A 12,809-nucleotide genomic window follows, 5' to 3' on the forward strand; every position below is an offset into this window, starting at 1 on the left:
GCTCACCCTGCGGGTGGCACGCTTGCCAGACCGGCGTGCGTCCCGCAAACCCCGCAACACGTCATTTCAAGAGCTGCGAATTGCACGCGGCCGTAACAAGAGGAAAGACTCCGTGACTTTGCATGCACCAATGGAAGTACGCAGTGACACCTGGCGACGCGTCGCAAGGCCCTACGCCTGGGTGGTCTTCGCCCTCACCTTCGGCCTGCTGCTGTCAGACTTCATGTCGCGGCAGGTGCTGACGGTGGTTTTTCCGCAGCTCAAGGCCGAATGGGGCCTCTCCGATTCCGAGCTGGGCGCGCTGTCCGGCGTCGTCGCCATTGCCGTCGGTGTGCTGGCCTTTCCGCTGTCGGTGGTCGCCGATCGCCTGGGACGCATCCGCAGCCTCATTCTGATGGCGGCGATCTGGAGCCTGGCCACCCTGATGTGCGGTTTCGCCTCCGACTATCAGGAAATGTTCGTCGCGCGCTTCTTCATCGGCGTCGGCGAAGCGGCCTATGGCAGCGTCGGACTGGCCGTGGTACTGAGCATCTTTCCACCGCAGCAGCGGTCCACGGTCACTGGGGCCTTCCTGGCCGGGAGCATGGTCGGTTCCGTGCTCGGCATTGGCCTGGGCGGAGTGCTCGCGAGCCATTTTGGCTGGCGAGCGTCCTTTGTGGGCATGGCCATCTATGGCATTGGGCTGACGGTCGTGTACGCGTTGGTCGTGCGCCCTGGCCGCCTTGAATCGCCACGCACTCGCTCGGGCTCGAGCCCGGCCGAGGCCCATCCTCCACTCAGCAGCCTGTTCTCGACGTCGTCGGTGCTGAGCATCTATATCGGTAGCGGCCTGCAGTTGTTCGCCATCGCCGCCTTGCTGACGTGGTTGCCCAGCTATCTGAATCGCTTCTACGACATGCCGCTGACCAGCGCCGGTGCCATCGCCGCCCTCTTCATGCTTTGCACGGCGGTCGGCATGCCACTGTGCGGCGCCATCGCCGACCGGCTTTGCAACGGTTCGCCAACCCGCAAGATCCGCTTGACCATGGGCTATTGCCTGCTCTGCAGTGCGCTGTTGACCCTGGCCTTTGCGCTGCCGGTGGGTATTGCTCAACTGGTGATGATCGGCCTGGCGATGTTCGTGGGCGGCGGCATCGTCGGCCCCTCCGGCACCATGGTCGCCGACCTGACGCCGCCGGCCCTGCACAGCACCGCCATGGCCACACTGGCCATTGCCAACAACCTGCTGGGCATGGCCCCGGGCCCCTTCGTCACCGGCTTGCTCGCCGATCGCATTGGCCTGGCCTCGGCCCTGCAACTGCTGCCCTTGGCGGGGATTGCCGCCGCGTTGGTGCTGATGGTCGGGGTTCGCAACTATCGCACTGATCTTGAGCGCATCTGCCCGCAACCCTGTTCCTGATCGGGCGCCATCGCAAGCGCCAGTCGCCGGCCAAGCCCCGCCACACTCTGGAGGCAAAACATGACGCATACCCTGGATGTGCCCGGTTCCGTTGACCTGGGCATCGGCAAGCGCGCTCGCGTGCGATCCGACGGCATCGATATCGCAGTGTTCAACATCGATGGCCAGATTTACGCCATCGACGACAGTTGCCCCCACAGCGGCGCCTCGCTGTTGTTCGGCAAACTCGAGGGTCGCTTCGTGCGATGCCCCGCCCATGGCCTGAGCTTCGACCTCGCCACTGGCTGCATGCGCGGTGGTGGCATGAACGTGCGCGCCTATCCGGTAGAGGTCGTCGACGAACGCATTCGTATCACTCTGCCCCAACCCATCACCCGCCACCAATAACTTCAATAGCAGGTTGATCATGACCACACCCTTCACTCCCCCTCGTCATTGGCAACAGAGTTACGACGCCCGCGTACCTGCCGATATCAACCCGGATGCCTGTCCTACCGTTGTCGCCATGGCCGAACAGGCCATGCAGCGTTATGCCAGCCACACCGCATTCCACTGCTTCAAGCGTTCACTCAGCTATGGCGATGTAGACCAGCAGTCACGCGCAATGGCTGCCTACCTGCAGCACCTGGGCGTGCAGCGCGGGGATCGTATCGCGGTCATGCTGCCCAATATCCCGGCGTTTCCAGTCGCCATGTTCGGTATCCTGCGGGCCGGTGCAGCCCAGGTTAATGTCAACCCGACGTACACCCCGCAGGAGCTCTTGCACCAGCTCAATGACGCCGGGGTCCAGACCATTGTCATCATCGCCAGTGCCCTCCCTGCGCTGGAATCGATACTGGTCAGCACCACCATCAGGAAAGTCATCGTGGTCCACCCCGGCGACACCCTGGACGGGCCCGTGGGGAACGGCGAGTTCGACCTCCCCTCCTCGCCGGCCTTTCCGATAACGCGTTTCACCGATGCCCTGCACGAGGGCGGCCAGCTGGCGTTGACACCGGTCGAGCTGACGGGCGACGACTTGCTCTTTCTGCAGTACACCGGGGGTACCACGGGCCCCTCGAAAGGTGCGGCGCTGTCACACCGCAATCTGATCGCCAACATCCTGCAGGCGCGTGCTTTTCTGCCTGACATGTTCGACACCGAGGGTGCCAACGTGGTGGTGACAGCGCTACCGCTGTTCCACGTGTTCGCCCTGACGATCAATCTGCTGATCGGTTTTTCGGCCGGCGCCGAGAACTGGCTGGTCCCCGATGCGCGTAACAGCGATGACCTGGTCGACACACTGATCAACGCCCGGCCGACGCTGTTGACCGGGGTCAATACGCTGTATGGCGCGCTGGTCCGCCATCCGCGCATCGGTGAAGTGGATTTCTCGCGCCTGCGCCTGGCCATTGGCGGCGGCGCGGCGGTTCTGCCGGCCACCTCCACACAGTGGAAGACCATCACCGGGCAGGAAATCCTCGAAGGCTACGGCCTCTCCGAGACGTCGGCCATCTTGTGCCTGAACGTCATGGGACGCAGCCAGTTTTCGGCGGCTGTGGGCTTGCCCCTGCCTTCGACCGACATCGTGCTGCTCAAGGACGATGATCAACCCGCCACCCTCGGCGAGGCCGGGGAAATTTGCGCCAAGGGGCCGCAGATCATGTCCGGTTACTGGCAAAAACCCACTGCCAATGCCAAGGCGTTTACCGCCGATGGTTACTTTCGCACCGGAGACATTGGCATCTTTGCCGCCGATGGTTTGCTCAAGATCGTCGATCGCAAAAAGGACTTGATCATTGTCTCGGGTTTCAACGTCTACCCCAACGAAGTGGAGGTCGTTGTCGCCAGTTGCCCAGGCGTCAGCGAATGCGCGGTGATCGGCATGCCGGATGAGCGCAGTGGTGAATCCGTCTGCCTTTACGTCGTCAAGGCGGCCAACGCCACACTCGACGAAGCCACGCTGGTCCAGCACTGCCGCGCACACCTTGCGGCCTACAAGGTACCGCGCCAGGTGCGGTTCCTGACGGCACTGCCCAAGTCCACGGTGGGCAAGATATTGCGCAAGGATTTGCGCGTACTCGCCACCGCGGGCAGTTCGCCTGAATCGATCCTGGTCGGATGAACGACGCTACGCCGGGTCCATGGCGCCCTGCTCGACCCGGCAATCCAGCGGCCGAATCTGGCATCAATTGAAAGGTCGCTGGCATCAAATGAGAAGTTCTCCAGCGGCCATCGCCTTAGAGTGAATCATCTGCCGCACTGGCAGCTGCCCACCTCCCCATGGCATCGCCTGCGAGGACAAAACTCCATGAGCTCTATCGCTCTCGTCAATATTCACACCCGCGCACTCGACCTTGCGCCGGGTTTTTTCGTCAGCGTGATCGTTGCCACCGCGGCGACCTTACTCGCCGAGCACTATGGCGCACCGGTGATGCTGTTCGCGCTGCTGCTCGGTATCGCGATGAATTTTCTGGCCGGCGATGGCAAGTTCGTGCACAGGGCGCGGACGCCACTGGCAAGCGCCCTCCGCTGCAGCCCATGTTCGCCGTGGGCTTCCTGCTCCTGGCCTGTATCAACAGCACCGGCTGGATCGCGCCGGCGGTGCAAGGCTTCGTCAACGAACTGTCGCGCTGGTGCCTGGTGATCTCCATCAGCGCCCTGGGCATGAAGACGCAGCTCAAGGAGCTCGCCACGATCGGCCTCAAGCCGATCCTGCTGATGGTCGGGGAAACCGTGTTTCTGGTCGGGTTGGTGCTGCTGTTGCTGCACTGGGGATTGTAAAGCGCGGATCAGCGAAGGCCGATCCGGCCTTCGCATCAGAGCTGGAGGAGTCGTGATGATTTCAGAATGTGCCTTGTACCGGTCCCTCGTCGGCGAGTCTTTTGGCTTCCTCGATGAGGATCGGTGCGCCGAGCGCCATGCTGTGGATGCCCAGTATCGAGGTCAGCTGCAGCACCGCGAGGATTTCCTCGATGGTGACGCCCAGTTCCAGTGCCTTGCGGATGTGGCGACGCACGCCCGGGGCATACATGTGGGTACAGGAGGCATCGACGGCGATGGCGATCAATTCGAAGGTCTTGGGTTCCAATACCCCTTTGCGTATCGGGTGTGTGGCCATGCCGAAGAATTTTTCCACCCATTGCGCATCCAGCTCGGTCAGTGAGTCCCAGGCGGGATTCCAGTTGCCGGTTTCACGCATGGCATCGCAGGTTGGGGTGTCGGTCCGGGTTTGATCTTCGTTCATCTGCAGTTCCTCAAGGTTGAGTGGTTGCTTTCAACTCTAAGCATTCCAGTGCCCCTCGTATTGACTCCAGGGGGCACGGGCATGACATCTCGGGACATGTGCAACGTATGGGTAACGCCTCAATGAAAGGTCTTGTTCGCAGTGCCAGCCTCACTAATTACGCGGAAATTGCCCGCTCGATGAACGTCGATCCCATGCAGCAATTGCGTGCTGTCGGTCTTGAGCCGCGCTGCTTGCTGCAGCCAGACCTGAAAATTTCCATCGATGCGGTGGCGCGGTTGCTGGACAGTTCGGCGCGGCAAGCCGGCGTGGAAGATTTCGGCCTGCGCCTGGCGGAAAGTCGCAAAGCCTCCAATCTCGGGCCCCTGGCACTGCTGTGGCGCGAGCCAACTCTGCGCTCGGCTTTGAAAGCGCTTCAGGAATTTCTTTATCTGCACAATCAGGGGCTGGTCCTGGAGATTGAAGAAAACGCCGGCGTGGCGGTGCTGCGGCTTGAACTGGTGACCGTGAGCCACTTGTTCGTACGCCAGTCCGTAGAGTTGGCGGTAGCGGTGACTCACCGGATGCTCAAGACCCTGCTGGGTGACCACTGGCACCCAACCGCCGTGTGTTTTCGCCACTGCGCGCCACGGGAAGATGGCCGGCATCAGCGTGTGTTTGGTACCGCGGTACAGTTCAACTGCTTGCTCGATGGCATTGTCTGTCGCAGCAGTGATCTGGATCGCGCCCTGCCCAGTGCCGATCCGGAAATGGCCCGGCACGTTCATCAGTACCTGAAAAGCATTCACGAAGATTCCAGGACCGCCGTGCTGGAACAGGTGCACCAGATGATCTGGACGCTGCTGCCTACCGGGCGGTGCTCCGTAGAACAGGTGGCGGCCCACCTTGGACGTGACCGCCGGACGCTGCATCGGCAACTGACGCGCGAGGGTGCAACGTTTTCTTCGCTGCTGGATCAAGTGCGCAGGGAACTGGCGACCCGTTACCTGGCTAACCCCCACCATCCCTTGAGCGAAATTGCCGGTGTCCTCGGCTTTTCCGAATTGAGCGCCTTCTCCCGCTGGTTCAGTCGGCTGTTCGCCTGCAGTCCGTCATCCTTTCGGCGTTTCAATGCTCTTTGACTTTTTTGATATGAAGGATGATCCACGCAAGAATCCCGATCGCGAGCGGCGCCATGGCGAACATGGCCTCGCGCGGGGTCAGCTCGACGCCGAGCAGGTGCAGCCCCGAGTAACCGAGCTTGAGGAGACTGAGCAGGTAGTAGCTGATGGCAATGATCGACAGGCCTTCCACGGCGCGCTGGATCTTGATCTGCGCGTCGGCGCGGGCGTTCAGGCTCTTGAGGATTTCCGAGTTCTGTTCTTCCATTTCGACCTGGACCCGTGCCTGCAGCAGATCGCCCAGGTTGGCCACGCTTTCGGCCAGATGCTCCAGTCGCTGCTCGGTGGCGGTGCAGTACCGGACGGTGGGCTTGAAGCGGCGTTCGATGAACACGCCAAGGCGCTGGCAATCACCCACATGACTTTCGCGCAATTCACCCAGGCGCTCGAACACCAACTGGGCATAGGCCTGGGTGGCACTGAAGCGGTGGCGGGTTTTCGCGGTGCTGCTGACCACCTGGGCAGACAGGTTGGAAATATCCGCCAGCAGGGCTTTGGCATTACTGCCGTCGGGGTCGGCGTTACGTTCCGAGAGGGTGACCAGGGTCTTGTCAAAGACATCCAGCTGCGCGCTCACTTCCTTGGCCATGGTCAGGGATAACGAGGCCATCATCCGGTAGGTCTCGATTTCCAGCAGGCGGCGGATCATCCGGCCCTGGCGGTACGCATTCAGGCGCCGGTTGATGAACAACAGGTGGTTGCTGCCATCCTCGCTGATCCGAAAATCGCTCCAGACCACCGCATCGCCACCCCCCACGCAGGAACCACAAGGGTCCTTGAAGCCGTAGCGGGACAGCTCCAGCTGCGCTTCACCGCGTACCACGATCTGCACCGAATTGATCAGCGCCGGCAAATGCGCCTGGATTTTTTGCGCCAGTACGTCGGGCAGCGCCGTCCAGGACAGCTCATCGCTGGAGGAAGTGACCACAAGGGTCAGGGTGAAAAACTCGGCATGGCGCTCCCATTTCAGCGCGTGGCCGTCGAGCTGGGTGATGCCCTGGACGGCAGTCAGATCGAGGCCGGCCAGGCAGCAGTCCTGAAGAAAGGCATTGCACACCTGCTCGCTGCCGAGGAAGGCCAGGTGAAACACATGGGCCGGTTCATCGAAATACAGTGACGGGCGCGCGTGCAGTTCGTTGTGCAGGCTTTGACGTAACGGGTGCATGGGGTATGACCGTGTTGGAGTTGTTTTGGGTGGGACAGGTTCATGGCCCCACGAGTCACTACCGCAAGCTGCGATCTTTCAAGGCGACACCTGTTTCTGATCCCGCACCGCCCGCCTGACCTCGGCCTGTATGGCATAAGCCGGCGCCTCCACGGCATTGAAGTCCTGTGTATAGCGCTGGGCAAATCCGTCTACCCCCCATTCCTGGTACTGCTGCACATGCTTCAATTCGTGGGCCCAGAGCGCGACGTTCTGTTCGGCGGTTTCGGCGTCGCGAAAGAGGATGATGTCGATCAATGTCACGGCACCGACGTCGGGGTTTTGCAGCATGGCGGTGGCGGCGCTGAACTGGCCGTTGTCGCTGACTTTGTAGCGCGCGGCATCGAGGACGCCGGGGTCGTACCAGCGCAGCAGTTGTAAACGGATCTGCGGTGGAATGGGTTGGGTGCCGGCGATGGCTGCTTCGGCGCGGGCCTGGGTCAGCCACAGCGCGAGGGCCGGCCCGGCGATCTGGTAGATGTCGTCAGGCAATGGCAGGCAGATGCAACCGTCCAGGCACACCTGCTTCTCGCCGGCCGGGCAGGCGCTGGTCTGGGCGGGTATTTCAAGTGTCAGGCACAGAAACAGGAGTGCCAGCCATGGTGAGAAGGCGGAATGTTGAGCCAAGGTTTTTTTACTTCCTGTCGAAGTTGGCAATCACCTCAAGAATATTGAATTCTACCCAATCACTCGCGGCGGTCACGGATTCACGTGCGGCGCAACCCATTGTAGGAGCTGGCTTGCCAGCGAAGAGGCCCTCAAGGACGCCTTCGCCGGCAAGCCGGCTCCTACAGATCGGCGTCTCACCACAAACTCAACATACCCCACAATTCCTGTAGGAGCTGGCTTGCCAGCGATGGCGTCATCGCAAATGCATCCATGCCCATGTAACGCTAAAGCGTCGCCTCAATCTACTCGAACGGATCAATGCCTCGTCCTGCGCTCAAGCAATCGCACACCGAGTGACAGCGGGTAACACAACGCAAAGTAGATCGCGCCGACCAGGATGTAGATCTCCAGCGGCATGAAGTACACGGAGCTCAAGTCCTGGGCCCGCAACATCAGGTCCGGCGCGGCGATCAGCGAAGCCACGGATGTATCTTTCAACAGAGAGATCGCGACGTTACCGATCGGCGCCAGCACGATGCGAATGGCCTGGGGCAATACGACCCAGCGCAACACCTTGAGATGGGGCATGCCAATCGCCTTCGCCGCTTCGACTTGCCCCTTGGGCACGGCCTCCAGCCCCGAGCGGTAGATCTCCGACAGGTACGCCGCGGCGTTCAGCCCCAGGCCGATCATCGCGGCCTGGAACGAGCTGAACTGAACGCCGATTTCGGTCAGGCTGAAGTAGACGATGAACAACTGCACCAATGCCGGCGTGCCCCGAAATACCTCGATGTAGAACAACGCCGCCCGACGCCACGGCCGACTGTTCGAAAGCCGTGCGAGCGCCACCAGCAAACCGACGATCAACCCGATGACCAACGCGCCGAAGGCCAATTGCAGCGTGGCCCAGGCGGCCGCCAGCAATTCAACATGGGTTGCTTCCCACAATTCGCCATAGCCCATATCAATGCTCCTTGACGACTTTGAGACGGCGTTCGGTGCGCGCCGCGCAATGGGACAGCACCAGGCTCAGGACCAGGTAGATCATGGCCAGCAGGAAGTAGATCAGGTTGGTCTGGTAGGTTTCGCTGACCAGCATCTTGGCCTTGAACGTCAGCTCCGGCACGGCGGCTGCCGATGCCAGGGAGGTGTCCTTGAGCAGCCCGATTGCGAAGTTGGCCATGCCAGGAATGGCGACCTTGAACGCCTGGGGCAAGACGATGATGCGCATCGCCAGCGACCGGGTCATGCCGATGGTATACGCCGCTTCGCTTTGCCCACGGTCGATGGTGCGGATGCTCGCGCGGAACACTTCCGACAGGATCGCCGCCCCGTTCAGGCCAAAACCGATGATCGCCGCGCCGATGGCGGGCAATGTGATGCCGATGTACGTGAGCCCGAAGTAAAGGATGAACAGCTGGGTCAGGATCGGAATGTTGCGGAAAATCTCCAGGTACACGCTGGCGATCAGGCTCAGCACGCGGCTGCGCGACAGCCGCATCAGCGCCAGGCAGAACCCCAGCAGTGCAGCGACGACGAACGCGGCGGCGGTCAAGCCAACGGTGGTCAATGCACCGATGCCCAGCACATTCAAAAAGTACGGCAGCATCTCGATGGCTTTGTGCAGCGCAGTGGTATCGAGCATTGATCAATGCTCCTTCACGGCGCGGATGAAGTTGCGGGTTCGCTCGACCTGGCTCTCGCGAAATATCTGCCGGGGCGGCCCTTGCTCGACGATGTTGCCATCGGCCATGAAGATCACCTCGTCGGAGACACTTTCGGCGAAGCTCATTTCGTGGGTCACGATGATCATCGTCATGCCCTCCTCGGCCAGTTTGCGCATGACGCCAAGTACTTCACCCACCAGCTCCGGATCCAGCGCCGAAGTGGCCTCGTCAAACAGCATCAGCTTGGGCCGCATCGCCAGCGCCCGGGCAATGGCGATGCGTTGTTGTTGCCCGCCCGAGAGCTGCTCCGGGAACGCATCACGCTTGGCGAACATGCCGACTTTGTTCAGTAGGTCTTCTGCCAGCTCGACCGCCTCGGCGCGGTTGCGCTGTTGCACCTTGAGCGGGCCGAGAATGATGTTTTCCAGCACCGAGAGGTGCGGGAACAGGTTGAAGCGCTGGAACACCATGCCGATCCCGGCGCGCATCCGCGCCAGCTCCCTGTCGCTCATGGGCACCTTGCGGGTGCCCACCAGGCGCTGGCCGATCAGTTCGTTATCGATGTAGATGTCGCCTTTGGTCGGCTCTTCCAGGTAGTTGACGCAGCGCAGCAAGGTGGTCTTGCCCGAGCCGCTTGGGCCGATGAGCGAGATCTTCTGGCCCTGCTGCACATTCAGGTCGATGCCTTTGAGGACGTCCAGGCTACCGAAGGACTTGTGCAGCCCCTCGATTCGCACCAGTGGAGTTGATTCAGCCATGAGCTATGTCCTCGACTCAGGCAAAGGCCTGGCTGAAATCCCGGGCGGGGTGAGCGAACGGTCCAATCAGGTTGCCCTTCTCGTCGCGGTCCACGCCGATGCGCGGATCCTTGGCCGGTGGCACCAGGTAATCGGGGTTCTTGATGCCGTACTTGGCGAGAATGGGCCGGATCTGGTCCGTGGCTTTCAACCAGCGCAGCCCCTGGTTCACGCCATCGAACAGGTCCTGGTTCTGCGGATGAACGCCCCAGATCGCCTCGAACTTGGCGGTCAGGCTGGGGAATTTTTCATCGTAGGTCATGGGGATCTGCTTGAGCTTGAGGCTCGGGTCCTGCAGGATCATGTAGTCGATGGTCGGCGCATCCAGCACGGCGAAATCCAGGCGACCGGCGCGCACGTCACGCAGGCAGGAGTCGGTGTTGTCGTAGAGCTTGACCTCCTTCACGCCCTCGATTTTCTTCATGTCGGGGATGGTGAAATAACCGGTGATGGCGCCGATGGTGCGGCCCTTCACGTCGTTGACGGTGATCGAGGTGTCGAACGGCTCGCTGTCACGCATGATCACGTAGGCGCCGGTGTAGAACACCGGGTCGGTCAACAGCAGGATTTTCGAACGCATGGGATTCCAGGCGAAGTTGCCGCCAAACCAGTCGGCACGTCCCGACCTCACGGCTTCGACGACGGCCGGGAAGCCCATGGTCAGTACCTCGAGCTTGAGCTCGAGACGGTCGGCGATGAGCTTGAGCAGTTCCAGGTCCGTGCCGACGGGCACACCCTCGCGCAGCGCACCCAAAGGCATGTCGCCCAGGCAGGCCGCAGTCAGGTAGCCGGGGCGTACCGTCTTGATCGGCGCACCGGCAGCGAAGGCAACAGACATCGGGCCCATCGCGCTGCCCAGCAATGCCGCCAATGATCCGTAGCCAGTTGCCTTGAGCAGCCCGCGCCGGGAGAAACCCTGAGAATCGAACTTGAAGTCGGACATAGATCACCTATAGGCAAATATTATTGTTTTGACCGGTACAAGCCTTGATAACCGTCCCTGGCGCCTGCCTCCTGTTGTTTGAGTGACCTGTGACTCATGAACGCGCAGGCAATCCCTCCAGGATGTCGATGGCGCTGACATGGGGTTTGTTGGCCTGCAAGCGACGACGCTTGAGCATCAGATAGGCAGCGGATACCACGCCAAGACTGACGAGGCTGGCCAGGAACTGGGTGCGCAAGAATTCCTGGAACGCCATGGCGACCAATACACCCGCGATGACTGCCACCACAGCATAGGACAGCCAGGGGAACAGCCACATCCTGAGGGTCAGCCGGGCCGGTGCGGTGGCTTCGACTTGGCGGCGCACCTTGATCTGCGCCAGCGCCACCGCGAGGTACACGAACAGCATCACCGCGCCGGAAGCGTTGACCAGGAACAGGAACACGCCCTCTGGGGAAATGATCGCCGCCATGATGGCGATGTAGCCGATGACACTGCTGAGCAGCACCGCGGCCCTTGGTACTTTATGCCCGCTGAGCACCGCCAGTTTCGCCGGCGCATCGCCCCGCTGGCTGAGGCCGAACAGAATCCGCGAAGACACGTACAGCCCGGAGTTCAACGCCGACAGCACGGCCACCAACACCACCGCCTGCATGATCATCGCCGCACCGGGAATGCGCAGCACGTCCAGCGCCGCCACGAACGGCGAATGACCGGCGACGATCTGCCCCCAAGGCACCACGCAGACAATCAGGAAAATCGAGCCGACATAAAAGGTGATGACGCGAAAGATCACCGAGCGGGTCATGTTCGCCACGTTCTTCGACGGGTCGTTGGACTCGGCGGCGGCAATGGTCGCGATCTCGGCGCCGCCCACGGCAAAAATCACTGTCGGCACCCCGGCCAGCACCGCACTCACGCCGTAAGGCATGAAGCCGCGGTCATTCACCAGGTTGCCCAGCAGCGTACTGGTGCTGGGCGCGAAACCGAACAGGTAGGCGCCCACGACAGCGATGAAGACGATGATCGCGAACACCTTCAATGAGGCGAACCAGTATTCGAACTCGCCATAGGATTTAACCGACAGGCAGTTGATGGCGGTCATGATCGCCAGCAGGCTCAGGCCGATCATCCAGGCCGGCAGCGGTATCCACTGCTCCAGGATATTGGCGCCGACCACCGCCTCCACCGCCACCACGATCACCCAGAAGTACCAGTACAACCAGCCGCTGGTGAAGCCGACCCAGTTGCCCAGGCCGATCCGTGCGTATTCGGTAAAGGAACCGACCCCGGGCAGCGCCACGGCCATTTCACCGAGCATGCGCATGACCAGCATCACCACGATGCCGGCGGCGAGATAACTGAGAAAAGCCGCCGGCCCGATCGCCTGGATCGTCGCGCTGCTGCCGACAAACAGGCCGGCACCAATGATCCCGCCCAGGGAAATCATGGTGATGTGACGCTGGCGCAGTGCCCCGCTGAGGCGCTGTTGGCCGGGTTTTGTCTCGGTTGGCTGGGCACTTTTCATCGGAAGGCCTCCGCTGCATTGGATAGGGTCGAGCGACCGGATAATTTCACCGAAGACTTTGCGCGAGGGGGACAACACACCGGATACTCTGTGCCGCCCGCGAACAGGCTTGATGGTCGGTGGTGTCGGGTCGCCAGGGCGGAACCTGGCTGGATCGTCTGATTGGTCATGTGCGTACCCGTTGGGGCTGAGCATGGCAGCCATTTTCTTATTGTGTTGCATGACAAGCATTACAACTCACACACTAATCACGGATTTTTAGCTTGTCAATGGGCC

Annotated in this window: 12 protein-coding genes and 1 pseudogene; 5 read left to right on the top strand and 8 right to left on the bottom strand. The window is 61.5% G+C overall.

Annotated elements, in window-relative coordinates; translation table 11 throughout:
• Positions 1-130: 130 nt before the first annotated feature.
• The 4 genes and pseudogenes from NPS56_RS15090 (at position 131) to NPS56_RS15105 (ending at position 4,162) form a co-directional block, all read left to right on the top strand.
• A complete protein-coding gene (locus NPS56_RS15090; protein ID WP_274075357.1) occupies positions 131-1,399 on the top strand; it encodes an MFS transporter in 1,269 nt (422 codons plus the stop codon).
• A 60-nt stretch (positions 1,400-1,459) separates the two neighbouring features.
• Complete coding sequence (locus tag NPS56_RS15095; protein ID WP_274075324.1) at positions 1,460-1,786, top strand: Rieske (2Fe-2S) protein; 327 nt, start codon at positions 1,460-1,462, stop codon at positions 1,784-1,786.
• Positions 1,787-1,805: 19 nt separating this feature from the next.
• Positions 1,806-3,503: an AMP-binding protein gene (locus tag NPS56_RS15100; RefSeq protein ID WP_274075325.1), complete on the top strand. Its 1,698-nt coding sequence runs from the start codon at positions 1,806-1,808 to the stop codon at positions 3,501-3,503.
• 186 nt (positions 3,504-3,689) lie between these two features.
• A pseudogene (locus NPS56_RS15105) lies at positions 3,690-4,162 on the top strand (putative sulfate exporter family transporter).
• A 61-nt stretch (positions 4,163-4,223) separates the two neighbouring features.
• Here NPS56_RS15105 and NPS56_RS15110 read toward each other — a convergent pair.
• Complete coding sequence (locus tag NPS56_RS15110; protein WP_274075326.1) at positions 4,224-4,625, bottom strand: carboxymuconolactone decarboxylase family protein; 402 nt, start codon at positions 4,623-4,625, stop codon at positions 4,224-4,226.
• Positions 4,626-4,747: 122 nt separating this feature from the next.
• Between NPS56_RS15110 and NPS56_RS15115 the strand changes: the two genes are divergently transcribed.
• Complete coding sequence (locus NPS56_RS15115) at positions 4,748-5,746, top strand: AraC family transcriptional regulator (RefSeq protein ID WP_274075327.1); 999 nt, start codon at positions 4,748-4,750, stop codon at positions 5,744-5,746.
• Here the strand turns inward: NPS56_RS15115 and NPS56_RS15120 are convergent.
• The 7 genes from NPS56_RS15120 to NPS56_RS15150 all read right to left on the bottom strand — a co-directional run bounded on the left by NPS56_RS15120 (position 5,733) and on the right by NPS56_RS15150 (position 12,533).
• Positions 5,733-6,950: a DUF3422 domain-containing protein gene (locus NPS56_RS15120; RefSeq protein WP_274075328.1), complete on the bottom strand. Its 1,218-nt coding sequence runs from the start codon at positions 6,948-6,950 to the stop codon at positions 5,733-5,735. The genes NPS56_RS15115 and NPS56_RS15120 overlap by 14 nt on opposite strands.
• A 78-nt stretch (positions 6,951-7,028) precedes the next feature.
• Positions 7,029-7,616, bottom strand: coding sequence for an eCIS core domain-containing protein (locus NPS56_RS15125; protein ID WP_274075329.1), 588 nt, complete (start codon positions 7,614-7,616; stop codon positions 7,029-7,031).
• 297 nt (positions 7,617-7,913) lie between these two features.
• Positions 7,914-8,561 (bottom strand): amino acid ABC transporter permease, encoded by a 648-nt coding sequence (locus NPS56_RS15130; protein WP_274075330.1) that lies wholly within the window; start codon positions 8,559-8,561, stop codon positions 7,914-7,916.
• A 1-nt stretch (position 8,562) separates the two neighbouring features.
• Positions 8,563-9,243 carry an amino acid ABC transporter permease gene (locus NPS56_RS15135; protein ID WP_274075331.1) on the bottom strand — a complete coding sequence of 227 codons (681 nt, stop codon included), beginning with the start codon at positions 9,241-9,243 and terminating at the stop codon, positions 8,563-8,565.
• A 3-nt stretch (positions 9,244-9,246) separates the two neighbouring features.
• Positions 9,247-10,023 (bottom strand): amino acid ABC transporter ATP-binding protein, encoded by a 777-nt coding sequence (locus tag NPS56_RS15140; RefSeq protein ID WP_274075332.1) that lies wholly within the window; start codon positions 10,021-10,023, stop codon positions 9,247-9,249.
• Between the two features lie 16 nt (positions 10,024-10,039).
• On the bottom strand, positions 10,040-11,005 hold the full coding sequence (locus tag NPS56_RS15145; protein WP_274075333.1) for a transporter substrate-binding domain-containing protein: 966 nt from the start codon (positions 11,003-11,005) through the stop codon (positions 10,040-10,042).
• A gap of 94 nt (positions 11,006-11,099) precedes the next feature.
• On the bottom strand, positions 11,100-12,533 hold the full coding sequence (locus NPS56_RS15150; RefSeq protein ID WP_274075334.1) for an amino acid permease: 1,434 nt from the start codon (positions 12,531-12,533) through the stop codon (positions 11,100-11,102).
• Positions 12,534-12,809: the final 276 nt, after the last annotated feature.

The organism is Pseudomonas putida, assembly GCF_028682635.1.
Classification (GTDB): domain Bacteria; phylum Pseudomonadota; class Gammaproteobacteria; order Pseudomonadales; family Pseudomonadaceae; genus Aquipseudomonas; species Aquipseudomonas putida_AE.